At 61.6% G+C, this 21,911-nt stretch carries 25 protein-coding genes and 1 riboswitch; of the genes, 11 read left to right on the forward strand and 14 right to left on the reverse strand.

Annotated features, from left to right (window positions below; translation table 11 throughout):
- Positions 1–17: 17 nt before the first annotated feature.
- Positions 18–1,031: a hypothetical protein gene (locus ACSSVY_RS06215; protein WP_454268535.1), complete on the reverse strand. Its 1,014-nt coding sequence runs from the start codon at positions 1,029–1,031 to the stop codon at positions 18–20.
- 296 nt (positions 1,032–1,327) lie between these two features.
- On the opposite strand from ACSSVY_RS06215, the gene ACSSVY_RS06220 reads away from it, so the two are divergent.
- The 3 genes from ACSSVY_RS06220 to ACSSVY_RS06230 all read left to right on the forward strand — a co-directional run bounded on the left by ACSSVY_RS06220 (position 1,328) and on the right by ACSSVY_RS06230 (position 3,138).
- Complete coding sequence (locus ACSSVY_RS06220; protein ID WP_454268536.1) at positions 1,328–2,059, forward strand: hypothetical protein; 732 nt, start codon at positions 1,328–1,330, stop codon at positions 2,057–2,059.
- Positions 2,060–2,227: 168 nt separating this feature from the next.
- Positions 2,228–2,593: an OB-fold nucleic acid binding domain-containing protein gene (locus tag ACSSVY_RS06225; RefSeq protein WP_454268537.1), complete on the forward strand. Its 366-nt coding sequence runs from the start codon at positions 2,228–2,230 to the stop codon at positions 2,591–2,593.
- 35 nt (positions 2,594–2,628) lie between these two features.
- On the forward strand, positions 2,629–3,138 hold the full coding sequence (locus ACSSVY_RS06230) for a peptidoglycan-binding domain-containing protein (protein WP_454268538.1): 510 nt from the start codon (positions 2,629–2,631) through the stop codon (positions 3,136–3,138).
- A gap of 62 nt (positions 3,139–3,200) precedes the next feature.
- Here the strand turns inward: ACSSVY_RS06230 and ACSSVY_RS06235 are convergent, their stop codons facing one another.
- Positions 3,201–4,256, reverse strand: coding sequence for an Mrp/NBP35 family ATP-binding protein (locus tag ACSSVY_RS06235; protein ID WP_454268539.1), 1,056 nt, complete (start codon positions 4,254–4,256; stop codon positions 3,201–3,203).
- Between the two features lie 249 nt (positions 4,257–4,505).
- Here ACSSVY_RS06235 and ACSSVY_RS06240 point away from each other — a divergent pair, with 249 nt between their 5' ends.
- On the forward strand, positions 4,506–4,730 hold the full coding sequence (locus ACSSVY_RS06240) for a DUF1127 domain-containing protein (RefSeq protein WP_454268540.1): 225 nt from the start codon (positions 4,506–4,508) through the stop codon (positions 4,728–4,730).
- A 341-nt stretch (positions 4,731–5,071) separates the two neighbouring features.
- Here ACSSVY_RS06240 and ACSSVY_RS06245 read toward each other — a convergent pair whose 3' ends face one another.
- The 4 genes from ACSSVY_RS06245 to mgtE all read right to left on the reverse strand — a co-directional run bounded on the left by ACSSVY_RS06245 (position 5,072) and on the right by mgtE (position 8,132).
- Positions 5,072–5,341, reverse strand: coding sequence for a hypothetical protein (locus tag ACSSVY_RS06245; protein ID WP_454268541.1), 270 nt, complete (start codon positions 5,339–5,341; stop codon positions 5,072–5,074).
- Positions 5,342–5,448: 107 nt separating this feature from the next.
- Positions 5,449–5,667: riboswitch (cobalamin riboswitch) on the reverse strand.
- Positions 5,668–5,717: 50 nt separating this feature from the next.
- Positions 5,718–6,191, reverse strand: coding sequence for an OsmC family protein (locus ACSSVY_RS06250; protein WP_454268542.1), 474 nt, complete (start codon positions 6,189–6,191; stop codon positions 5,718–5,720).
- Positions 6,175–6,744 carry a 5-formyltetrahydrofolate cyclo-ligase gene (locus ACSSVY_RS06255; RefSeq protein WP_454268543.1) on the reverse strand — a complete coding sequence of 190 codons (570 nt, stop codon included), beginning with the start codon at positions 6,742–6,744 and terminating at the stop codon, positions 6,175–6,177. Before ACSSVY_RS06255 ends, ACSSVY_RS06250 begins: the two co-directional genes overlap by 17 nt.
- Entirely contained in the window at positions 6,741–8,132 is a 1,392-nt protein-coding gene (gene mgtE / locus ACSSVY_RS06260) for a magnesium transporter (protein WP_454268544.1), read from the reverse strand. The genes ACSSVY_RS06255 and mgtE overlap by 4 nt, the downstream gene beginning before the upstream one ends.
- A gap of 137 nt (positions 8,133–8,269) precedes the next feature.
- On the opposite strand from mgtE, the gene guaD reads away from it, so the two are divergent.
- The gene (guaD, locus tag ACSSVY_RS06265; RefSeq protein WP_454268546.1) at positions 8,270–9,697 is read left to right on the forward strand and encodes a guanine deaminase; all 1,428 of its coding nucleotides are present in this window, start codon (positions 8,270–8,272) and stop codon (positions 9,695–9,697) included.
- 21 nt (positions 9,698–9,718) lie between these two features.
- On the opposite strand, the gene ACSSVY_RS06270 is transcribed toward guaD, so the two are convergent.
- Positions 9,719–10,510, reverse strand: a complete 792-nt coding sequence (locus tag ACSSVY_RS06270; RefSeq protein ID WP_454268547.1) for an inositol monophosphatase family protein — start codon at positions 10,508–10,510, stop codon at positions 9,719–9,721.
- A gap of 56 nt (positions 10,511–10,566) precedes the next feature.
- Positions 10,567–10,941, reverse strand: coding sequence for a helix-turn-helix domain-containing protein (locus tag ACSSVY_RS06275; protein ID WP_454268548.1), 375 nt, complete (start codon positions 10,939–10,941; stop codon positions 10,567–10,569).
- Positions 10,942–11,256: 315 nt separating this feature from the next.
- Here ACSSVY_RS06275 and ACSSVY_RS06280 point away from each other — a divergent pair, with 315 nt between their 5' ends.
- Positions 11,257–12,219, forward strand: a complete 963-nt coding sequence (locus tag ACSSVY_RS06280) for an NADPH:quinone oxidoreductase family protein (protein ID WP_454268549.1) — start codon at positions 11,257–11,259, stop codon at positions 12,217–12,219.
- On the opposite strand, the gene ACSSVY_RS06285 is transcribed toward ACSSVY_RS06280, so the two are convergent.
- The gene (locus ACSSVY_RS06285; RefSeq protein ID WP_454268550.1) at positions 12,206–13,078 is read right to left on the reverse strand and encodes a LysR family transcriptional regulator; all 873 of its coding nucleotides are present in this window, start codon (positions 13,076–13,078) and stop codon (positions 12,206–12,208) included. The genes ACSSVY_RS06280 and ACSSVY_RS06285 overlap by 14 nt on opposite strands.
- 123 nt (positions 13,079–13,201) lie before the next feature.
- Here ACSSVY_RS06285 and ACSSVY_RS06290 point away from each other — a divergent pair, with 123 nt between their 5' ends.
- From ACSSVY_RS06290 to ACSSVY_RS06300, 3 genes are all read left to right on the forward strand, one after another.
- Positions 13,202–13,411: a DUF1127 domain-containing protein gene (locus tag ACSSVY_RS06290; RefSeq protein ID WP_454268551.1), complete on the forward strand. Its 210-nt coding sequence runs from the start codon at positions 13,202–13,204 to the stop codon at positions 13,409–13,411.
- A 267-nt stretch (positions 13,412–13,678) separates the two neighbouring features.
- Complete coding sequence (locus ACSSVY_RS06295; protein ID WP_454268552.1) at positions 13,679–14,458, forward strand: Bax inhibitor-1/YccA family protein; 780 nt, start codon at positions 13,679–13,681, stop codon at positions 14,456–14,458.
- A 155-nt stretch (positions 14,459–14,613) separates the two neighbouring features.
- Positions 14,614–14,799: a hypothetical protein gene (locus ACSSVY_RS06300; RefSeq protein WP_009818182.1), complete on the forward strand. Its 186-nt coding sequence runs from the start codon at positions 14,614–14,616 to the stop codon at positions 14,797–14,799.
- Between the two features lie 37 nt (positions 14,800–14,836).
- Here ACSSVY_RS06300 and ACSSVY_RS06305 read toward each other — a convergent pair whose 3' ends face one another.
- Positions 14,837–15,592 carry an alpha/beta fold hydrolase gene (locus ACSSVY_RS06305; protein WP_454268555.1) on the reverse strand — a complete coding sequence of 252 codons (756 nt, stop codon included), beginning with the start codon at positions 15,590–15,592 and terminating at the stop codon, positions 14,837–14,839.
- A gap of 89 nt (positions 15,593–15,681) precedes the next feature.
- Here ACSSVY_RS06305 and ACSSVY_RS06310 point away from each other — a divergent pair, with 89 nt between their 5' ends.
- Positions 15,682–16,056, forward strand: a complete 375-nt coding sequence (locus tag ACSSVY_RS06310; RefSeq protein WP_454268556.1) for a hypothetical protein — start codon at positions 15,682–15,684, stop codon at positions 16,054–16,056.
- Positions 16,057–16,137: 81 nt separating this feature from the next.
- Here ACSSVY_RS06310 and glyA read toward each other — a convergent pair whose 3' ends face one another.
- The gene (glyA, locus tag ACSSVY_RS06315; RefSeq protein WP_454268557.1) at positions 16,138–17,445 is read right to left on the reverse strand and encodes a serine hydroxymethyltransferase; all 1,308 of its coding nucleotides are present in this window, start codon (positions 17,443–17,445) and stop codon (positions 16,138–16,140) included.
- 170 nt (positions 17,446–17,615) lie between these two features.
- Between glyA and ACSSVY_RS06320 the strand changes: the two genes are divergently transcribed.
- Positions 17,616–18,377 (forward strand): NAD kinase, encoded by a 762-nt coding sequence (locus ACSSVY_RS06320; RefSeq protein WP_454268558.1) that lies wholly within the window; start codon positions 17,616–17,618, stop codon positions 18,375–18,377.
- A 57-nt stretch (positions 18,378–18,434) separates the two neighbouring features.
- On the opposite strand, the gene ACSSVY_RS06325 is transcribed toward ACSSVY_RS06320, so the two are convergent.
- The 3 genes from ACSSVY_RS06325 to prpE form a co-directional block, all read right to left on the reverse strand.
- On the reverse strand, positions 18,435–18,977 hold the full coding sequence (locus ACSSVY_RS06325) for a CIA30 family protein (RefSeq protein ID WP_454268559.1): 543 nt from the start codon (positions 18,975–18,977) through the stop codon (positions 18,435–18,437).
- Entirely contained in the window at positions 18,974–19,648 is a 675-nt protein-coding gene (locus ACSSVY_RS06330; RefSeq protein ID WP_454268560.1) for a Crp/Fnr family transcriptional regulator, read from the reverse strand. Before ACSSVY_RS06330 ends, ACSSVY_RS06325 begins: the two co-directional genes overlap by 4 nt.
- A gap of 307 nt (positions 19,649–19,955) precedes the next feature.
- The gene (prpE, locus tag ACSSVY_RS06335) at positions 19,956–21,845 is read right to left on the reverse strand and encodes a propionate-CoA ligase PrpE (RefSeq protein ID WP_454268561.1); all 1,890 of its coding nucleotides are present in this window, start codon (positions 21,843–21,845) and stop codon (positions 19,956–19,958) included.
- Positions 21,846–21,911 lie beyond the last annotated feature (66 nt).

Genomic DNA, 21,911 nt, shown 5'->3' on the forward strand with positions numbered 1-21,911 from the left:
CAGAATTGCCGCGGTCCTCAGCGTCGCAGGAAACCCGAAAGCCGCCCCAAGAGCGATGGCCCCCCGGCCTCCGGCTCGCGACGTATCAGCGACCGCGCCACGCATCCGGATAGAACATCCAGCGCCCGCTCCGACAGAGGCACCCAATCCACGCTCGCATCCGGGTCCGGGTTCTCAAACGGCGCAACGCCCCCCAGAAACGCGCGCGCCAAGGCAGCATTGGACGGCGCACAACGGTCCAGCAACGCCCGCCGCTCGACCGGACTCAGAGCGCCGGCATCCCGTTCCGCCCCCGTCAGCGCCTCTGACACCGCAAAGAACCCGGCCATCACGGCGGCTCTCTCTTCGGTCCCAAGACCCTGCCCGATCAGCGCGGCCTTGATGTGGCGGGCCGCCTCGATCACCGCCGCGGGCGGGCTCACATTCTGGCGCGGGATGTCCAGACCACTCTCAGGCGGTGCCAGCCCGATCACCTCCAGAAACCGCTCGATCGCATAGCCCTGCGGCTGCGACGGGGTGAGCGGCACCACGGTCATCGCCTCCCGCCCCACCTGCATCGCCCACTGCATGAGGAGCTTGTGATAATCCAACGTGCCCCGCGTGACGCGCCGTTCGAGCAAGTCCTCGAACGGTCCGACCCAGTCACTCCGCCCCTTCACATGCTGTTTGAAATCGCTCTCGATCCATAGATCCTGCCGCTTGAGATAGACCACCACCCGCAGGTCATAGCCCAACTGCGCGACCGCCTCACGCAGCGGCACGAACCCGTCCTCACGCCACAAATCAAACAGGATCTCGCTGCTCAAGAGCACATCGCGCCCCGACCTCAGGAAATACCCCAGATGGGCCTCCATCCGCGCCAGATCGCGCGCCGCACAAAAAGCAGCCAGTTGCGCCGCATTGCCCTGATTGCGCGTGCGGTCCTCGGGATGGTGCTCATAGACCTGCCCCCCCCCGTGCCGCCAACCACTCGGCCCGCTCCGCCAGAAAACTCTGGATCGTTGTTGTCGCGCATTTCGGCATGCCGACATGAAAGGTCACAACGGGCATCGGCGCGCGCCTGTGGTCTGAATGAAAAGGGCGTTGGCATCGGAATGCCTCTGTGCGCGCACCATAGAGCAATTTCGGGCCAAGGCGATAGGGATCCGGGCGCGAAACCTCGAGCGATCAGACGCAAATCGTGAAAAACCGGCCTCAGCTTAGAGGGCCCATTTTGCTCAGTAGAAAGAGAAGAATTCGAGACTTCTCGGCTATTCTGAACGTTGTTACGGGGGCCATCACAAGCTCGTGGTTTTGGTCTTTCTTGAAAGCATCTTGGTATCTAAGTATGACGACACTTCATACAGCTCAAAGTAGATATCTAATGATGCAATCAGCTCTAGTGAATGTCAAAATTCTGCCGTTGCGGACGATGTTCGTGCTTCAGCCGGACGAGATGCACAAGAGGATCGGATCGGAGACTCTTGTTGTTTGCGGCGCACCGAGGGGGGGCACCTCGATAGTTAGCTATACCCTTTTCAATCTTGGCTATTTCATAGGAGACGACCTAGGACCTCACAACTATGAAGACAAGGAAATGCTGCACGCCGTTCCAGCAAAGTTCCTCATGCAAGTACAACTTCCGGAGCGCCCCGCTTATAAGGAACTCATAAAAAGAAGAAATCAGCAGAACACTCGCTGGGGCTTTAAACTGCCCCGCGCCACAGAGTATGTTCCTGAACTTATAAGCACCTTGCGTAATCCAGTCTTTGTCGTCTGCGTTCGAAATCCATTGGCAGTTGTAAGATCTATTTTTAACCGAGAAGCCGATTTTGGCGATGGGTTTGCTGAAGCGATTCAAATTGCCAGGAGCTATCAGAACGCTATGGATGACCTGATTTCTCGTAGTGATACGCCTGCGATCTTCATTGACATGGATACAGTCAAAACAATACCTGGTGTTTTTTTAGAAGAGTTTTCCAGCCTGCTTAGGCTAAAAGGCAATTTACTTTCAATAAAGGATGCCATCAGCACCCCTGGATATAAGGAGTCTGAGAAACGCACAGCCTCACGAACTTGACGATCTTATCGCTTTTACATTCCTAAACAATCGTATGTACTAAAGTACTTTAGTCGCTAACCTGCGACATAGGATTTTTATTGAGAGTGTGTGCATAAAGATTATTTATGTTATACAGCGCTTGAATTAAGTACTATTGTATAAGCTCGAAGAATGGTCAAAAGTTTAATGCCCGCCATTCCCCGCCCACCTTCCGCCCTCATCGCCGCCCGCCTGTCAGAGGTCGCCTCGGGCGCGCGCATCACCGTGGCGGGTCTGGTTCTGGTGCGCCAACGCCCCGGCACAGCGCGCGGTGTGGTCTTTGTCACGCTCGAGGATGAAACCGGCGTGGTCAATGTCGTGATCTGGCGCAAGGTGTTCGAGCGGTTTCGCCGTGCGGTCATCGCCGGACGCATGCTGCGCGTGACCGGCCGGGTGGAACGACAGGCCGGTGTGACCCATGTGGTGGCCGAAGAGATCGAGGATATCTCGGCCCTGCTCGACCTCCTGGCCGATCCCGACAGCCCGCTTTCCCCCCCAGGTCAAACCGGCTAGACTCAGGCGAACATTGCCCACGAGGCCCTCCGCAGATGATCCGCCCCACACTCTCATGCCTCGCCTTGGCCCTGTCCCTCGCGGCGTGTCAGACCGTGGCCCCCAACGCGAGCGGATCAAACGTCGGGGCAGAGGCCCCGCCGGGGGCCGCCCCCGGCACCTGCTGGGGCAAAAAGGATACGCCCGCAGTGATCGAGACCGTCACCGAACAGGTGCAGCTGTCCCCCGCTGAAACCGATGCCTCGGGCAAGATCCTGAGCCCCGCCACCTATGCCACCGTCACCCGGCAGGCCATCCTGCAAGAGCGCGTGACCACTTGGTATGAAACCCCCTGCGCCGATGTGCAGACGCCTGACTTCATCGCCTCGGTGCAGCGCGCCCTCGCCGCACGCAGCCTCTACAGCGGTCCCGTCACTGCCCGTATGGACCCGCGCACCCGCGCGGCGATCCGGCGCTATCAGATCCCGCTCGGTCTCGACAGTGACACGCTCTCCCTAGACAGCGCCCGTCGCCTCGGATTGGTGGCCACGCCGATCAGCGACTGACTCCCGCCTCATTTGGCCTGACATACCGTGGCGGCCTCGGGGGCAACGCCCCCGGCCGCCCCTCAGCCCCGGCCTTCGCGGATCAGTCGCAGCGCCAACGCGCCATAGGCCTGCGCCGCCGCGCTGTCACCCGCCGCCACCGGACAGCCCGCATCGCCTGCCGACCGGGTTTCCAGATCAATCGGCAAGGCTGCCAACAGCGGCAGGCCAAGACCCTCCGCCTCCCTGCGCACCCCACCATGCCCAAAGACATGCGCCTCATGCCCGCAATCAGGACATGTGAAGAAGGACATATTCTCGATCATGCCCAGAATCGGCACCTCCAGCGTGCGGAACATATCCATCGCCTTGCGCGCATCGAGGAGCGCCACATCCTGCGGCGTCGAGACGATGATCGCCCCATCGGGACGCGCCCGCTGGCTCAGCGTCAGTTGCACATCGCCCGTGCCCGGCGGCAGATCGACGATCAACACATCCAGATCGCCCCAGTCCACCTGCGCCAACATCTGTTGCAGCGCCCCCATCAGCATCGGCCCCCGCCAGATCACCGCCTTGGCGGGGTCGAGCATCAGCCCGATCGACATCACCTTGACGCCATGCGCCTCCAGCGGAATGATCCGTGTGCCATCCGGGCTTTGCGGTCGCCCTGTCAGCCCCATCATGCGCGGCTGGCTTGGCCCATGAATATCGGCATCGAGCAACCCCACGCGCCGCCCCTGCCGCGCCAGCGCCACCGCAAGGTTAGAGGCCACGGTGGATTTGCCGACACCGCCCTTGCCACTGGCCACCGCGAGCAATGTCGCAATCCCCTCGGGCCGGATCGACGCATTGCCCCCTTTGGGATGCTGGCCCAGCTTGAGCGAGGGCGGCGCGGCCTGCGCCGTCAGAACCACGGTGGCACGGCTGACCCCTGGCAGGCTCATGGCGGCGCGCTCGGCGGCGGCGCGCACCGGCTCCATTTTGCGGGCCATCTCGGGGTTGGGCGCCTCGATGACAAAGCGCACCTCGCCCGCCTCGACCACCAACGCGCGCACCATGTCCCGTGACATCAGACTGCCGCCGTCCGGCAACTCCAGCCTGTCAAGCCTCGCTTCGAGTTCCGCGCGAATATCGGTCATGTTCGTTCCTTTACCATTGGCGACATCAGCGCCGCTCTATGCAACCAAGGCAAGAGCAGTTTTTAAACTGCCTAAAAAATGCTTCATTTGCTTAACCTTAGGTCACTTTCTTCTTATGCATTTGCTGCATAGCAGCATTGCTTATGCGGGGTATTGTGCAGCCGCAGCAAAAGCGTATCTTGGGATCAACAAAGGCGAAACGAACAGCGCCGAACTTGAACACGATAAAATCCGCAAGGACCCGAAGACATGGCTACCTCGATTGACATCCGCCGCTCTGCCGCCGCCGTTCTCGGCGAGGATCTGAGTGCCGCAGTCTATGCTGCAATGCAGCGTATCGCAAATTACCGCACTTATCGCCGCACGGTCAATGAGCTGTCGCAACTCAGCACACATGACCTCGCCGATCTGGGCCTGCACCGTAGTGAAATTCTTCGCGTTGCACATGAAACAGTTTACGGCCACCGGTCGTAATAAGAGATCAGATACCCCCCTCCTCCTCCCTGGGGTATCTGTTACGGTCACGGGCGTCTCTCCTCCTCCCTGATGCCTGGGGCCGTCAAATCGGGACCATCCAGTCCCTTCGTTTTGCGAATGGCCCTCTCCTCCTCCCTGGGCCGGACGTATAGGAAACGGCGGCACCCCTCCTCCTCCCTGGTGCCGCCGTTTTTTATTGCGCGGACGCAAGACAGCGTTTCCCTTGAACCGGCACGATAAAAGCAAGGCTTAGCCTCTTGCTGACGTTGGTCCCAACGCCCAAGCGCGGACTCAAGGCGCGAAGCGCCACCGCGCAGCGCCCGTCCGCCCCACCGGCCTCAGTGAAGAACCCGTGCCCGGCCCCGCCGCATCGGCAAGGCCAGACACGTCCGGCTGGCCTCCTGTAAAAACCCGACAAAGGCACGCGCTGCCGCACTTTCAGCCTGCCGTGCCGCCGGGCTCTCCAATGCCGCCCGTGCCATCTGCGCCGTAATCGGCCCCTCGACTGCACAGGCCCATTGCAAAAAACCCATGCGCGCGGCCTGCATCGCCTGCGGCCCGGTCGCTTGGCTGCTCTCCAGCCCATCCATGATCAGGACAAAAGTCATCTTGCTGCTCTCCCCGGCCACACCCCGGGCCGGATGGGGCGGGGGGCAAGGGACATGGCGCCACAGATCATCGGCCCGAGGCGCACACGCCCGCATCGCACCCCGCGATTCGACGTCACGCCAAGGCTGGTTTCCGGGCTTGGATGGCGGGCCGGATGACCCTCGCGTCGCGGCACCTTCCCGAGCATTGTCGCCCAGTGGCATAACGCCGAAACGCCCTCCCTTACCGTTGCGGGGGCAGCGCCGGAGTTGCACCGGCTTCCCAATTCTCCATCCCGAGAGCACTGTAATGCTGACGGCATGGCACCATGACAGGATCAGCCTAACCGCGCGCTCAATCTGCGCGCAAGCCCGAATCCGACACAGACAATTCCACTCACGCCAGAACCCGGTAGCGCGCCGCGTAGGTCACCGGAAAATTCACCGACCGTGCGATAAAGCAGACCGCATGCACCTGCCCATGCAGCGCATCGGCCCGGCTCAGATCCGTCCCCGCCGGCACCGCGATCCGGGGCCGCAGCGTGGCCCGCAGAAATCGGCTCGCCCCGGTGCTCTCGGTCTCCCCGATGGCAATGGGATCATCCTCATAGGATTGTACGGCAATGCCCGCGTCACTCGCCAGATGCAGGAACCACAGCATGTGACAGGCGCTCAGCGCCGATATCAACATATCTTCCGGATTGTGCAGCGCGGGATTGCCCCCCAGCAGCGGATCGTTCGAGCACTGGATCACCGGCTTGCCGCGCGTCTCCACATTCCACGTCCGGTCGTAGCCCTTGTAATGCGCCGTGCCCTCGCCCCGGTTGCCGGTCCAGACCACACGGGCGTTATATTCATGCTCTTGGGCCAAACGCGATCACCTCAGCCTCTGTCACCACCATATCAAGTGGCTGATCGGTCGGCTCCAGCGGAAGCCCCCCCGATTCCTGCGCACCATAAGCAAAGCCGATCGCCAGCGTTGCCCGCCGCGCGCGCAACATCTCGAGCGTGCGGTCATAAAAGCCACCGCCATAGCCCAAACGCCCGCCGCTGCGATCAAAGGCCACCAGCGGCACGATCAGGATCTCCGGCTCGACGAAATCATCCACCTCCGGCACCATGGCCCCAAACGGTCCCTCGCGCAGCGCGCAGCCCGGCACCCAGCGCGAGAACCGGAGCGGCAATCCCGCCCCCATGATCACCGGCACCACGACGGGCCCATGCGTCGCCGCCTCTTCCATTGCGGCGCGCGGGTCGATCTCGCTGCGGATCGGCAAATAGCCCGATACAGCCACCCCCCGATAACCCGCCAATACCCCCGACAAGAGCGCTGCCACACCGGGCAGACGCGCAGCATGCGCCTCGGCCCGCCGCGCAAACGCTGCCTTGCGCGCCGCCGCCTTCACCTCTGCCAGGTCGTTCATAAGAGAAACACCGTTGCCAGCCCCAGAAATGCAAAAAAGCCCACCACATCCGTCACCGTGGTCACAAATGTGCCAGAGCCCAGCGCCGGGTCAAAGCCCAATCTGTCCATCACAACCGGAATCGCGGCCCCGGCCAGCCCGGCCACCACCAGATTGATCACCATGGCGGCGGCAATCACATAGCCCAGCTCCGGCCCGCCAAACCAGATCATCCCGACAGCACCCATCACCAGGGCGAAAATCACCCCGTTGATCAACCCCACCAGCACTTCTCGGCGCAACACCCGCCAGACGTTTGATACCGTGAGATCCTTGGTCGCCAGCGCGCGCACAGCCACGGTCAGGCTCTGCGTTCCGGCATTGCCCCCCATCGAGGCCACAATCGGCATCAAGACCGCCAGCGCCACCAGTTGCGAAATCGCCAACTCAAATTGCGCAATCACCAGCGAGGCCAGAATCGCCGTCCCGAGGTTAACCGCCAGCCACGGCACCCGCTGCTTGGAGGTCTCGATCACCGAATCGTTGATCCCGCCCTCGCCGACCCCGGCCAGCCGCATGATATCCTCTTCATGCTCCTCATCCAGCACGGCCATGGCGTCATCAATGGTGATGACCCCCACCAGCCGCCCGTCCTCATCGACCACCGGCGCTGAAATCAGGTGATACTGGTTGAACATATAGGCCACGTCGCCGTCATAGCGCGTGACCGGAATGGTGTGAAATGTCTCTTCCACAATGTCCTTCAGCGGCACATCCCGGCGCGAGGCCATGATCCGCCCGAGGGTCACATTGCCCACCGGATGCAGCCGGGGATCGACCAGAACGATATGATAGAACTGTTCCGGCAATTCCTCGGCATGGCGCATGTAGTCAATCGCGTCGCCGACGCTCCAATGCTCCGGCGCCATCACCACTTCGCGCTGCATCAGACGGCCAGCGGAATATTCCGGAAAGGTCAGAGATTGCTGCACCGCGATCCGGTCGCTGTCCTCAAGGACGCTCAGAATCGCCTCTTGCTGCTGATCCTCCAGATCTTCGACCAGATCGACCACGTCATCCGAATCGAGCTCGCGCACGGCATCGGCGAGCACTTGCGGCGTCAAGAGGCCCATCACCTCTTCGCGGATCGACTCGTCCAGCTCCGACAGGATATCCCCGTCGAACTCCTGCCCGTAGAGCTCGATCAACCGCCGCCGGTCATAGGCGTTGCTCTGCTCCAGAAGATCGGCGATATCAGCCGCGTGCAGCGGCTCCATCTCGGCCCAGAGCATCTCGCGGTCCTGCGTTTCGACCGCATACATGATCCGCGCAATCAAAGACCGCGTTAGGGGTTGATCATCCTCTTCCTGTTCCGCCTCGGGGGCCAGATCGTCCTCGTCGTCCGCCATATCGCCCCCTTGCCCGTCACAGTCGCGGGCAGGATTAAAGAACCGCTTTACAGAAAACAATCACAATGGGCCGATTTACCCCGACCGTGTCCCCGCTTATCCTCCGGCTTGCGCAATCCGTCACCAAAAGGGGTCACATGCCGCCCAGAACGCTGATCACCGGTCACATCCTCAGCTTTGACCGCTCGCCCTTCGAGGCCGGGGGCCCCACTGATGCCGCCCGTCTGCACGAGGCCTTGTTGATCGAGAAGGGCCGGATCACCGCCCTCGGCACCGCACAGGCTCTGCACGCGCAGGCGCCTGACGCGGCCCGGACCGACATGGGCAATCACCTGATCACCGCAGGTTTTGTCGATGCGCATGTGCACTACCCCCAGACCGCGATCATCGCCAGTTGGGGCAAACGCCTGATCGACTGGCTGAATACCTATACCTTCCCCGAGGAAATGCGCCTGTCTGATCCCGCCTATGCCGCTGATATCGCGGCTCGCTATCTTGATCTGACCCTCGCCCATGGCACCACCACCTGCGCCAGCTTTTGCACCATCCACCCCGCCAGCGTGACCGCCTTTTTCGAGGCGGCCCAGACGCGCGGCCTGCGCGCCGTGGCGGGCAAGACCTGCATGGACCGCAACGCGCCGCCCGGCCTGCGCGACACGGCGCAATCGGCCTATGATGACAGCAAGACGCTGCTCGCGCGCTGGCATGGGGTGGACCGGCTCTCTTACGCCATCACGCCCCGGTTTTCGCCCACCTCGACACCAGCGCAACTCGCCGCCTTGGGCGCGCTCTGGTCGGAATATCCCGATTGCCTGATGCAAACCCACCTCTCTGAACAGACCGACGAGGTTGCATGGGTCAAATCCCTCTACCCAGAGGCGCGCGACTATCTCGACACCTACGAATCGCACGGCCTCTTGGGGGCGCGCGGGCTCTATGGCCACGCCATCCACCTTGAAGCGCGCGAGCGCGACCGCCTGCGCGAGATGGGCGCGGCGCTGATCCATTGCCCGACCTCCAACACCTTCATCGGTTCGGGCCTTTTCGACCTCGCAGCCCGCAAGGCCGAAGGCCAGCGCATCGGCCTGGCCACCGACACCGGCGGCGGCTCCTCCTTTTCGATGCTGCGCACCATGGCCGCCGCCTATGAAATCGGGCAATTGACCGGCACGGCGCTGCACCCCGCCCAGCTTCTCTGGCTCGCCACCGCAGGCTCAGCCGAAGCGCTGCACATGGGGTCAAAGATCGGCAATATAGCCCCCGGCATGGAGGCCGACCTCGTCGCCCTCGATCTCGCCTCAACCCCCGCGATTGCCCAACGCAGCGCGCGGGCGGACGACCTATGGGAGGCGCTCTTTCCCACCCTCATGATGGGCGACGACCGCGCCATTGCGGGGGTTTGGGTGGCGGGCAAGGCGGTATATGTGGGCGGCAAGGGTCCAGCGCCAGCACCCAGCCGCGCGGTCGCTGGGCCGTCCCGCGGCCTGGAGCAGGTTACGTCTGATCGGGGTTACATCGCCCCGGGCGTGTTTTCGATGGAGCGCAACACGCCCCGGCGATTTTGAAAGCGAGCGCATCCCCCTCCGTCACACCACCTGCGACAGTATCGCCAGCGCCGCCTCATGCTGCACGCGCCCGGCGGCGGCAATCACCCGCCCGCCCTGATGCGCCGGACCGCCCTGCCAGTCGGTGACAATGCCGCCCGCCGCCTCGATCACCGCAATCGGCGCCTGAATGTCATACGGCGCCAGCCCGGCCTCGATCACCAGATCAACATGCCCCGCCGCAACCAGAGAATAGGCATAGCAATCAAGCCCATAGCGCGTCAACTTCGCGTGGCTTGCAACTTCGGCAAAGCCTGCCGCCTCAGCCGGGCTGCCCAATTCCGGGAATGTGGTAAAGACGATCGCCTCGGACAAGGGCCGCGCGCCCAGCACCCGTAAATCCCGTGTGCCCATCGGCCCGGTCATCCGCGCCGCGCCCCAACCACCCTCAAACCGCTCGCCGATATAGGGTTGGTCGATGATGCCGTAAATCGGGCCGCTCGCATCGGACACCGCGATCAACACGCCCCAGGTCGGAGACCCGGACATGAACGCCCGCGTGCCGTCAATCGGATCAAGCACCCAGGTCAGGCCGCTCGTGCCCTCAACCGCGCCATATTCTTCGCCAAGGATTCCATCCTGCGGACGCAATCGCCCCAGAACTTCGCGCATCGCCCGCTCGGTTGCGCGGTCGCCCTCCGTCACCGGATCGAACCGCCCTTCGGGCAGCTTGTTCTCCGCCGTCAGATCGGCACTGCGAAAAAACGGCAGGACAGCCCCGCGCGCGGCATCTGCCACCGCATGGGCTGTCCTGACGATATCTGTCTTGTCCATTCCGGCCCGCCTTTCCTACCGCATGCGCAGAGGGATAGACCCTGGGCCGGTCAGGCTCAAGCCACCTCGCTCAACACCCGAGCAAGGTCAAATAGGCGGCGGCGCTGGTTCTCGGGAATGGCGTAATAAGACCGCACCAGATCGAGCGCTTCCTTGTCTCCCATCAGGTCGGCACGTGCCGGATCGCTTTTCTCGCGCTCCACACCACCATCCTGATCCAGCCCTTCAAAGAAAAAGCTGATCGTCACATCAAGTGATTCTGCGATATCCCAAAGCCGTGACGCGCTGACGCGGTTCGCGCCGGTTTCGTACTTCTGAATCTGTTGAAATTTAATTCCCACACTCTCGGCCAGCTGCTGCTGGGTCATTCCCACCAGCCAGCGGCGGTGACGAATGCGTTTTCCGACGTGCACATCAACGGGGTGCGGCATTTAATGTTCCTTTTTAACTACTCTGAGATTTACCGTAATTCTGACAAACCGGGACCGGGATCTCGGAAATCACGCCACGCATCCCAGCGGCGTGTGGCAGAACTTACCAAGATGGTGTTAAAATTCAAGAAATATCGCTATCCATTTGCGTGACCTATACGAAAGAAACTCAATCTAAGCGGGCGCCTACCCAATTGCACAGGGTAAATACGGTCGCGCCTCCTGAAACCTCAGGCGATTTGACAGCCCGAATCGAATTCGTCTAACCAACCCGCTTAGAATTACCCCGCAACGCCAGAATCACAAGGGTCCGACATGCGCGCTTATCAGATCCCCGCCCGAGGCGCAGAACCAGCCCTGACCACCCTCCCACGCCCGCTCCCGAAATCGGGCGAGCTTGCCCTGCGAATTGCCGCCTGCGGGCTCAATTTCGCGGATCTCTTGATGATCAAGGGCGCGTATCAGGACACGCCAGAGCCCCCCTTCACCCTCGGGATGGAGGTGGCCGGCACGGTCGAGGCGCTCGGCCCTGACACGCGCGGCCCCGCTCCCGGCACCCGCGTCGCGGTCTTCGCCGGTCAGGGCGGGTTGGCGGAGTATGGCTGTTTTCCGGCCGCCCGCGCCGTGCCTCTGCCCGACAGCATGACCTTTGCCGACGCCGCGGCCTTTCAGGTGGCCTATGGCACCAGCCATGTCGCGCTGGATCACAAGGCGCATCTGCAACCGGGCGAGACCCTGCTTGTTCTGGGGGCCGCCGGGGGCGTGGGTCTGACCGCAGTCGAGATCGGCAAGCAAATGGGCGCGCGTGTCATCGCCTGCGCGCGCGGCGCAGACAAACTCGCCGTGGCGAAACGGGCTGGGGCCGACCACCTGATCGACGCCGCGACTCAGGACATCCGCGAGACGTGCCGCGTCTTGGGAGGCGTCGATGTGGTCTATGACCCGGTCGGTGGCGATCACTTCAAGGCCGCCTTTCGCGCCTGCAACCCCGAGGCCCGCATTCTCACCATCGGCTTTGCCTCTGGCGAGGTGCCGCAAATCCCCGCAAATCACCTCTTGGTCAAGAATATCAGCGTGATGGGCCTCTACTGGGGCGGCTATCTCAAATTCCGTCCCGAGGTGGTGACAAATAGCCTTGCGACCCTCTTTGACTGGTATGCCCAAGGGCTCCTCAGCCCGCATGTCTCGCACCTGCTGCCGCTCGAACAGACCGCAGAGGCGCTCGATCTGCTGCGCACGCGCAAATCCACCGGCAAGGTCGTCATCACACTGGACTGAGAACCGGCGGCGTCAGCGCCCCGAATCCCTGCCGCAGCATCCGCATCAAGGCACACCGCACCTCGTCACGGCCCGCCCGCGCATAGAGATTGATCTTCTGCACCCCGAGCTCAGGCAGCGCCCCGCCGGGATGGATCGCCTCGAGATGCGGCGGAATGCTGTCCTCCAGCAACGCGCCCACCGCCAGATCGGCGCTCACCAACGCCTCGACCGCGCGATCATCCTCGGAATCAACGGCCATCTCCCAATCGACGCCTGCCGCGTCCAGTTTGCGCAGCACGATCGGCCGGAAAATGCATTGACGACAGAACGCCAGCCGCAGCGGGCGACGTTTCCACGACACACCCGCCTGCGCCCCCGTCCAGCGCAGCATCATTTCGGTCAGCGTCTCCCCTCCCTCGCCCAGACCTTCTTCGGTGGTCAGGATCACATCCACCTCACCCCGCGCCAAGGCTTCGCGCAGCTTGATCGTGCTCGACGAGCGCAGGTTCACCTTGACCCGCGGATAGGCTGCGTTGAACTGCTTGAGAACCCGTGGCACCACCGGATAGACGATGTCATGCGGCACCCCAAGCGCCAGTTCCCCTTCAAAGGTCTCTTCGGTCAAGCGTCCCACCACCTCATCATTGAGATCGAGCATCCGCCGCGCATACCCCACCAATTGCTCGCCCGAGGCAGTCAGCGAGACCCGCCGATTGGCCCGGTCAAACAGCGTCAGATCCAGCATCTCTTCGAGCCGCTTGATTTGCATCGACACCGCCGATTGCGTGAGGTTCAACGCGGTCGCCGCCCGCGTCACGCCGCCTTGATCGGCGACCGCGACCAAAGAGCGCAATGTCGTGATATCCAGATTTCGCATTCATCACAGTCCTTGATGATATGATGATCAAACATTCATTTTCAAAATTGAACCAATCGTGGCAAAAGATCAATATCAGAAATGCAAACCCGCCCTCACATCACCAAAGGGAAAGGAAAAACCATGACCTTTCACAGCAACACCCCCGCCCTTCGCGCCGCCCTCCCCAGAGTGAGCCTGCGTTTTGCGGATATGCTGGCGGTTTGGCATCAGCGCCGCGTCCTGCGTTACCTCGACGACGCAGCCCTTCGGGACATTGGCCTGACCCGCGAGGCGGCCTTGCGCGAAGCCGACCGCGCCTTCTGGGATTTGCCCCGTCGGCTGCATTGCTGAGCAGGGCCGCTCTGGCCCCGAGGACAGGCTTGACGCGGCCGTGCAGGATCGGACCAGACCCCGAAAAATGCACAGCTTCGACCCACCGCGTCAGGTCAAAACCGCGTCGCAAAACAGCCAGAAACACCCCCGCCAACCAGCCAACGCCAGCCCCCCGCAGAAAACCTGTCGAAAACAGTCATAAACGCTTGAAATGTGGGGGGTGGCACCCGATATTACTGGCAATGTCCCGGAACCGGGACGGCCATTCACATATCGGAGGGTTACATGGCAGAGTTTAACACGATCCGGACGGCGACGGGCACGCGCACCGCCCAGATTGACGCGGGCCTGCGCGCGCACATGAACAAGGTCTACGGCACGATGTCCGTTGGCATGCTCATCACTGCGCTGGCGGCATGGGCCATCGCGGGGCTTGCCGTGACGACCGATCCCTCGGCTGCGGCCGCTCAATTGCCCAACGGCACGATGCTGTCGGGCCTCGGCGCCGCTCTTTACCTCTCGCCGCTCAAATGGGTGGTGATGCTGGCCCCGCTCGCCTTCATCTTTCTCGGCTGGGGCGCGCTCCTGCAGCGCGGCTCCGCTGCCGCCGTGCAGCTTGGCTTCTTCGCCTTTGCGGCGCTGATCGGCATCTCGATGAGCTCGATCTTTCTGGTTTTCACCAGCTTTTCGATCGCGCAGACCTTCATCGTGACCGCCATCGCCTTCGCGGGCCTGTCGCTCTATGGCTACACCACCAAAAAGGACATCTCCGGCTGGGGATCGTTCCTCATCATGGGCGTGATCGGTCTCATTGTGGTGATGGTAATCAACATCTTCCTGCAAAGCCCGGCTGTCATGTTCGCCATCTCGGCCATCGGCCTTTTGATCTTCGCAGGCCTCACCGCCTTCTACACACAGTCGATCAAGAGCACCTATGTGGCGCATGCCGCTCAGGGTGATCAGGAATGGCTGGACAAGGCCGCCTATGACGGAGCGCTGAGCCTCTACATCAGCTTCCTCAACATGTTCCAGTTCCTCCTCATGTTCATGGGGCAACAGGAATAACAGCGGTCGCTTCCGCGAACCATCCTACCGAAACCCGCCGGTCAATCCACCGGCGGGTTTTTTCATGTCCGAACCCAGCCTGTGACACAGATCAAGGCCATCTAGACACGTCACCGTTACTATGAGGTTAAAGCAACATCATAGAAAGTCTGCCCATGCTGCGCCTTGGCCTCATCCTGCATCTCTTCATCGGCTCCACCCTGTCCGGCTCGGCTGTCATAGCCGCCCTTACCATGGGATATGACACGTTATATCCCATCCTGATCGCCGCCCTTCTGGGATTTATCGCGGCCTTTCCCGTGACCTATATCGTCACCAAAAAGCTTTACGAGCTGCGCTAGGTCTGGATCGTACGGTTTGACCGCACAACCGTACGACTCACCCCAGCCAGGTCCGCACCGCCGCCTCGAACTCGCGCGGCTTCTCGGCATGCAGCCAATGACCCGCGCCGGGGATCTTGGCGAACTGCGCCGCTGGAAACAGCGCCTTGATCCGGTCACGGTGCTCTCGCGTGACATACGCCGACTCCGCCCCGGTCAGAAACATCACCTTTCCCGCGTAAGTTCCTGATATATCAGGAAACCCAAGGATCTTCGGCATCTCACGCGCCAGCGTGTCGAGGTTCAGCAACCACCGCTTCTCCGCCACATCCAACGCCTGAAGAAAGAACGGCACCAAGGCGGGATTATCCACCACGCCTTGCAATTGCGCCGCCGCATCCGAACGTCGCTCGACATGGGTCAGATCAACGGATTTCATCGCCTCGATGTACTGCATCTGGCTATGCCCATAGGCGACAGGCGCTATATCTGCCACGATCAGCCGGTTCACCAACACCGGTTGCGTCACCGCCAACACCATCGCCGCCTTGCCGCCCATGGAATGGCCCAGCACATCATATGGCCCCGTCAGGCTCGCGATCACCTCAGCCAGATCATTTGCCATATCCTGATAGGAATGCGTTTCAAACCAAGGGCTTGACCCATGGTTCCTCATGTCAACGGCGACCACATGACGACTGTCCGACAGCCGCTTGGCGATCACACCCCAATTGCGCGCCGACCCATAGAGCCCGTGCACAATCACCAATCCCGGCCGCTCTGTTGGCGTGCCATGTTCAATCAGGTTCAACATACCTTTGAATACCGCCCCCTCAGCCCGGATTCCAGCCCTATTGCTTGCGCGGCGCAGACCCATTAAACTACATCAAAAGGAACACCCAAGTGATTGATACACAACAATTTCAAGGGAAAGTCTCCGAGCTTCAAAAGGCTCTGAGCGACAAGATGCGCCTGCGTGGACCCACGCTTGAGCGTCAGTTGCGTCACGCTGGACGGCGCTTACCCCGCCGCCCGCGCCGCGCCGCAGCCGTCATTTTGGGCGCACAGGATTGGATGGCCCATCCCAAACTCGCCCGCGTTCTCGACATGGCACAGGTCAATGCCGCCTTCATTGACCTGCACAGCCATCTCGACGGCCTCAACCCCGAAGAGGCGCGCAGAACCGCCATCCTCCGCCTCGTGGGCGGGATGCTACTAAATCTGATGGTCCTCGCCGGGTTGATCTACGCCTTGCTCCGCTGGCAAGGTGTGATTTAAACACAGACTGCAAATATCTGAATTTCAAATAAAAACCCCGCGCAAACCATCGTTCACGCGGGGCAGGATCGTGATCTGGATTCAGAGATTCGGATAGATCGGGAACCGCTTGCAGAGCGCCTCGACCTCGGCCTTCACCTTGGCTTCGACCGCAGCATTGCCCTCGGCGCCATTGGCCGCCAGCCCATCGACCACCTCGATGATCCAATCCGCGATCTGCCGGAATTCCGCCTCGCCAAAGCCGCGCGTCGTCCCCGCCGGAGAGCCAAGCCGTATCCCACTGGTTACAGTGGGTTTTTCCGGATCAAACGGCACGCCGTTCTTGTTGCAGGTGATATGCGCCCGGCCCAGTGCCTTTTCGGTGTCATTGCCCTTCACGCCTTTGGGCCGCAGGTCCACCAGCAACACATGCGTGTCGGTGCCATGCGTGACCGTGTCCAGACCGCCCTTGATCAACTGGTCGCTCAGCGCCTGCGCGTTGCGGATTACCTGTTGAATATACGACTTGAATTCAGGACGCAGCGCCTCGCCAAAGGCCACCGCCTTGGCCGCGATCACATGCATCAGCGGCCCGCCCTGAATACCGGGGAAGATCGCCGAGTTGAATTTCTTGGCCAGCCCCTCGTCATTGGTCAGGATCATGCCACCGCGCGGCCCGCGCAGCGTCTTATGCGTCGTTGTCGTGGCCACATGCGCATGCGGGAACGGGCTCGGATGCTCTTTCGCGGCCACCAGACCGGCAAAATGTGCCATATCCACAAGCAGATAGGCCCCAACGCTATCGGCAATCTCGCGCATCCGGGCAAAGTTGATCTGCCGCGGAATGGCCGAACCGCCCGCGATGATCAGCTTGGGCTGATGCTCGGTCGCCAACGCCTGCACCTGATCATAATCAATCAGGTTATCCTGTTTGCGTACCCCGTATTGAATGGCGTTGAACCATTTGCCCGATTGGTTCGGCGCCGCCCCGTGGGTCAGGTGGCCGCCCGCATCAAGACTCATGCCAAGGATCGTATCACCCGGCTGCAAGAGGGCCGTGAACACGCCCTGATTGGCCTGAGAGCCGGAATTCGGCTGGACGTTGGCAAAGCTACAACCAAACAGCGCGCAAGCCCGTTCAATCGCCAGATTTTCCGCGATATCAACATATTGGCAGCCGCCGTAATAGCGCTTGCCGGGATATCCTTCGGCGTATTTGTTGGTCATCACGCTGCCCTGCGCTTCCATCACGGCGGCAGAGACGATGTTCTCGGACGCGATCAGCTCGATCTCGTCACGCTGCCGACCCAGTTCAGAGCGGATCGCGCCAAAGAGGTCGGGATCGCGCGACGACAGGGATTCGGTGAAAAAGCCTTGATCTGCAACAGGCTGGTGTCCGTCATGGGGCATTGGGGCAACTCCAAAAATTGGTGAATTGGTCATTTTCCTAAAGGAAACTCGTCCGGTTTGAAAGAATGTAAAGCGACGATTTCACCTGTATCACCGGCATGGCTGGTCTTGGCAGGGGAATTGTGGTTCGATCCGCCGCACGCCATCGCCTTTTGGAAACAGGACACCCCATGCCCCGCAAGATCGCCTTTGTCGCCAGCGAGATGCCCATCGCCCAGACGGCGCGCGCCACGCTTGCAGGCCGATTTGGACAGGTTCCCGAGGTCGAGGCGGATGTGATCGTGGCGCTTGGCGGCGATGGGTTCATGCTGCACACGTTGCACCGCACTCAGGCGCTCGACATTCCGGTCTACGGGATGAATCGTGGCACCGTCGGGTTTTTGATGAATGAATACAGCGAGACGGACTTGATCGACCGCCTCGTCGCCGCGGCGGAAGAGGTGATCAACCCCCTCTCCATGCGCGCCGAATCCTGCGATGGCACCCTGCACGAGGCCCTGGCGATCAATGAGGTCTCGCTCCTGCGCGCAGGCCCTCAAGCTGCCAAGTTGCGCATCACCATCGACGGGCGGCTGCGTCTGGAGGAACTCGTTTGCGACGGCGCGCTCGTCGCGACGCCGGCCGGGTCTACCGCCTACAACTACAGTGCCCATGGCCCGATCTTGCCCATCGGCTCGGATGTGCTGGCGCTGACGGCGGTGGCCGCTTTCCGCCCACGCCGCTGGCGCGGCGCGCTCCTTCCCAAGACGGCCTTGGTCCGTTTTGACGTGGTCGATCCGGACAAGCGGCCGGTGATGGCCGATGCCGACAGCCGCTGGGTAGAGAACGTACTCTGGGTCGAAATCCGCTCAGAAACCAGCATCAAACATCGCATTCTCTTCGATCCCGGACATGGGCTGGAAGAGCGGCTTCTGCGAGAACAGTTTACATAATATGATTTTCGATGGCATTTAGCCCCGAGTTATCCCCAGATAATCATAAAAAAGCGATCAATAGATCCCGATCCACTGAAACGACAAATCGGCCTGATGATCCCGCCCATAGGCAACCGCAGCAAGACTCTTGACCGTCTCGGCACGCGGCACATCCCTTAACATTGCCCCAGAGGCGCGAAAGGCCGTAAAGGGCACGCGGACCTCTTGCCAGGCCAGACCACTTGGGATGGGTGCCTGATAATACTGCCACGGCAACATCGTGCCCCGTGTGCGCAGATGGATGAAATAGCCCTCGCCATTTCCCCTGACGCGCACCACGACACCCTGCGCGCCCTCCGGCAAGGGGGTCTCGAGTTCGCCGCGCACCTGAATGAACCCGCCCCGGTTGGCGGTGCTCACCTCTCCCGTAAGCCGCACATAACGCGCACCCTCCGGGCCTTGGACCTCTGCGCGCCCCGTCGATACGCCACCCATCACTTGATCGCTGAAATAGCGCCAACTGTCCGCGGGGGGTGGGGTGTAGTCCAGCATGCCATCCTCCTGTGCCACGCCCGGCCCGGCCATAAGCCATATCAGGACCGCCAAAATCCGTTTCATTCCGCCGTCTCCGCCGCTTGCGCCAAGGCTGCAGGATCGCAGAGCACAATCCCTTGGCCCTGCCGCTCGATCAGCCCGACCTGCTCCCACTCGCGGATCTGACGGTTCACACTTTCCCGCGACAGGCCCACCAGATCCCCCAGATCAGATTGAGAAAACCGCTCGGCCAACCGGAGCTTGCCCCCCGGCAACACCTCGCCCCATTTCTCCGAAAGATGCAACAAGAGCCGCGCCAGACGGGCCTGCCCATCCGCCAGCATATGCGCCGTATACATGCCAGAGGTCTCGCGGAGCCTCCGACAGAGCATGCCGATCACATCAATCGCCGCGTCCGGGTGATCCTGCAAAAGCTGCAACACCTGCGGCCGCGCCAGAACCCGTCCCCGGACCCCGGTTGCCGCCACCGCGTCAGCACTGCGCGGCCCACCGTCCAGCGCCGCCAATTCCCCCAGCATATCCCCCGGTCCCAAATGCGTCAGGATCGACCGCCGTCCCTCTAGGGAGCTTCGGCTGATCTCGACCCGACCCTTTGTGATCAGCATCATCGAGGTATCATCAGCCCCGGTGGTATAGATCATCTGACCGCGTTTGAACTCCACCGCCCGGCCATGCTGCTCCAGAAGCCCAACCAGCTCCTCCGTCGCCTGCCTTTGTTCGGCTCTCGAAATCATCTACGCGACCTCTCTTTTTTTAGGCACTGTGAGATGCATCACAGCAGCTTGACGCAATCCCTGCAATACAGTGAATGTGTCCTGCGTGTAGGGGTGTCCCAAGCCCTTTTCATATCGCAATCCCTTACCCTTTTGGCGGGACGCACCGGTCTAGTGCCGCCTGATCTTCATGTCGGGCAATTTTTGACCGGTCTCGCTGTCTGGCCTAGCGTTTGTGAGTGCGCCGCGCCAGACAGCATTTCTTCCAGATGTCCCTTCTGGGGGATGAGGGTTCCGGCTTCCTCCGGAACCCTCATTTTTCAGCGTATTATTTTGCCAAACCAATGCTTTGCAAGGCGCTCTTGATCTCATCCAGAATCAATGGATCGTCGATCGTTGCTGGCATCTTATAGTCTTGGCCATCCGCGATCTTGACCATGATGCCGCGCAGGATTTTTCCTGAACGGGTCTTGGGCAAACGCTCCACCACAACCGCGAGCTTGAAGGCCGCCACCGGCCCGATCTGATCACGAACCCGCGTCACGACTTCGCGGACCACCTCGGCACGATCCCGGTCCGATCCGGTGTTCAGGCAGAGAAATCCCACAGGTGTCTGTCCTTTGAGCGCATCCGCAGCCCCGATCACGGCACATTCGGCCACATCGGGGTGCCCTGCCAGAACCTCCTCCATCGCCCCAGTGCTCAGACGATGCCCCGCCACGTTGATCACGTCATCGGTGCGCGCCATGATCCAGAGGTATCCATCCTCGTCCTTCATCCCGGCATCCCCGGTCTCGTAATAGCCGGGAAAGGTGGTCAGATAGGATTTGCGATACCGGCCTTCGGCATTCCACAGCGTCGGCAATGTCCCCGGCGGCAGCGGCAGTTTCACCGCAATAGCCCCCAAGGCGCCAGGTGCCACCTCATGTCCGCCCTCGTCCAGAATGCACACGTCATAGCCCGGCATCGCCACCGTCGGCGATCCGATCTTGACCGGCAGCGCCTGCATCCCCGCAGGATTCCCCGCAATCGCCCAGCCGGTCTCAGTCTGCCACCAATGGTCATAGACCGGCACCTGCATCACCTTCTGCGCCCATTCGATCGTATCGGGGTCCGCCCGCTCCCCTGCCAGATAGAGCGCGCGCAATTGCGAAATGTCGTAATTCCCGATCAATTCCCCCTTGGGATCATCGCGCTTGATCGCCCGGAGTGCTGTCGGCGCGGTAAAGAAACTGCGCACCTTATGCTCGGAAATCACCCGCCAGAACGTGCCGGCATCCGGCGTGCCCACCGGCTTGCCCTCGAACACGATGGTCGTGTTGCCATGGATCAGCGGCCCGTAACAGATATAGCTGTGCCCCACGACCCAGCCCACATCGGACGCGGCCCAGAACACCTCGCCGGGATTCACGTTATAGATGTTCTTCATCGACCAGTTGAGCGCCACCAGATGCCCCGCCGTGGCCCGCACCACGCCCTTGGGCGCGCCGGTGGTCCCAGAGGTATAGAGAATATAGGCCGGATGATCCCCCGATACCGGCACACAGTCCGCCGGTTCCACACCGTATTGGAACGCGTGCCAATCGAAATCGCGCCCCTCGATCAGCTTGGCCACCTCTTCCTCGCGCTGGAAAATCACGCAAAATTCGGGCTTGTGCTTGGCCTGTTCAATCGCCCCATCGAGGAGCGGCTTGTAATGCACCACCCGCCCCGGTTCGATCCCGCAGGACGCGCCGATAATGGCTTTGGGCGTGCAATCGTCGATCCGCACCGCCAATTCATGCGCAGCAAACCCGCCGAACACCACCGAATGCACCGCGCCCAGCCGCGCGCAAGCCAGCATCGCCTCCAATGCCTCGGGCACCATCGGCATATAGATGATGACGCGGTCGCCCTTCTCCACACCCCGGGCCCGCAGCGCCCCGGCCAGCCGCGCCACGCGGCTGCGCAATTGCGAATAGTTGATCTTTTGCTTGATGCCCGTCACCGGGCTGTCATGGATGATCGCGGTCTGCGCGCCACGCCCCGCCGCCACATGCCGGTCAACGGCATTCCAGCAGGCGTTGACCTCAGCGTCCTTGTACCACTCATAAATCGGGGCCGCCTCGTCAAACAGCGCCTTGCTGGGCTTCTTCACCCAATCAATCGCCTCCGCCGCCTCCATCCAAAAGCCTTCAGGATCTGCAAGCGACCGCTCGTAAACCTCAGTGTATCCCATGGTATCCTCCTCCGATCCGTTGGATATGTGTTACGGATCACCCTGCCTTGGAGCAAGCATCATGCA

The sequence above is a fragment of the Roseovarius sp. MBR-51 genome (assembly GCF_053628575.1).

Excerpts from the sequence above, each read along its gene's own strand:
- ACSSVY_RS06215 (WP_454268535.1), bottom strand. The coding sequence starts at position 1,031 with ATGTCGGCATGCCGAAATGCGCGACAACAACGATCCAGAGTTTTCTGG.
- ACSSVY_RS06220 (WP_454268536.1), top strand. The coding sequence starts at position 1,328 with ATGACGACACTTCATACAGCTCAAAGTAGATATCTAATGATGCAATCA.
- ACSSVY_RS06225 (WP_454268537.1), top strand. The coding sequence starts at position 2,228 with ATGCCCGCCATTCCCCGCCCACCTTCCGCCCTCATCGCCGCCCGCCTG.
- ACSSVY_RS06230 (WP_454268538.1), top strand. The coding sequence starts at position 2,629 with ATGATCCGCCCCACACTCTCATGCCTCGCCTTGGCCCTGTCCCTCGCG.
- ACSSVY_RS06235 (WP_454268539.1), bottom strand. The coding sequence starts at position 4,256 with ATGACCGATATTCGCGCGGAACTCGAAGCGAGGCTTGACAGGCTGGAG.
- ACSSVY_RS06240 (WP_454268540.1), top strand. The coding sequence starts at position 4,506 with ATGGCTACCTCGATTGACATCCGCCGCTCTGCCGCCGCCGTTCTCGGC.
- ACSSVY_RS06245 (WP_454268541.1), bottom strand. The coding sequence starts at position 5,341 with ATGACTTTTGTCCTGATCATGGATGGGCTGGAGAGCAGCCAAGCGACC.
- ACSSVY_RS06255 (WP_454268543.1), bottom strand. The coding sequence starts at position 6,744 with ATGAACGACCTGGCAGAGGTGAAGGCGGCGGCGCGCAAGGCAGCGTTT.
- mgtE (WP_454268544.1), bottom strand. The coding sequence starts at position 8,132 with ATGGCGGACGACGAGGACGATCTGGCCCCCGAGGCGGAACAGGAAGAG.
- guaD (WP_454268546.1), top strand. The coding sequence starts at position 8,270 with ATGCCGCCCAGAACGCTGATCACCGGTCACATCCTCAGCTTTGACCGC.
- ACSSVY_RS06270 (WP_454268547.1), bottom strand. The coding sequence starts at position 10,510 with ATGGACAAGACAGATATCGTCAGGACAGCCCATGCGGTGGCAGATGCC.
- ACSSVY_RS06275 (WP_454268548.1), bottom strand. The coding sequence starts at position 10,941 with ATGCCGCACCCCGTTGATGTGCACGTCGGAAAACGCATTCGTCACCGC.
- ACSSVY_RS06280 (WP_454268549.1), top strand. The coding sequence starts at position 11,257 with ATGCGCGCTTATCAGATCCCCGCCCGAGGCGCAGAACCAGCCCTGACC.
- ACSSVY_RS06285 (WP_454268550.1), bottom strand. The coding sequence starts at position 13,078 with ATGCGAAATCTGGATATCACGACATTGCGCTCTTTGGTCGCGGTCGCC.
- ACSSVY_RS06290 (WP_454268551.1), top strand. The coding sequence starts at position 13,202 with ATGACCTTTCACAGCAACACCCCCGCCCTTCGCGCCGCCCTCCCCAGA.
- ACSSVY_RS06295 (WP_454268552.1), top strand. The coding sequence starts at position 13,679 with ATGGCAGAGTTTAACACGATCCGGACGGCGACGGGCACGCGCACCGCC.
- ACSSVY_RS06300 (WP_009818182.1), top strand. The coding sequence starts at position 14,614 with ATGCTGCGCCTTGGCCTCATCCTGCATCTCTTCATCGGCTCCACCCTG.
- ACSSVY_RS06305 (WP_454268555.1), bottom strand. The coding sequence starts at position 15,592 with ATGTTGAACCTGATTGAACATGGCACGCCAACAGAGCGGCCGGGATTG.
- glyA (WP_454268557.1), bottom strand. The coding sequence starts at position 17,445 with ATGCCCCATGACGGACACCAGCCTGTTGCAGATCAAGGCTTTTTCACC.
- ACSSVY_RS06320 (WP_454268558.1), top strand. The coding sequence starts at position 17,616 with ATGCCCCGCAAGATCGCCTTTGTCGCCAGCGAGATGCCCATCGCCCAG.
- ACSSVY_RS06325 (WP_454268559.1), bottom strand. The coding sequence starts at position 18,977 with ATGAAACGGATTTTGGCGGTCCTGATATGGCTTATGGCCGGGCCGGGC.
- ACSSVY_RS06330 (WP_454268560.1), bottom strand. The coding sequence starts at position 19,648 with ATGATTTCGAGAGCCGAACAAAGGCAGGCGACGGAGGAGCTGGTTGGG.
- prpE (WP_454268561.1), bottom strand. The coding sequence starts at position 21,845 with ATGGGATACACTGAGGTTTACGAGCGGTCGCTTGCAGATCCTGAAGGC.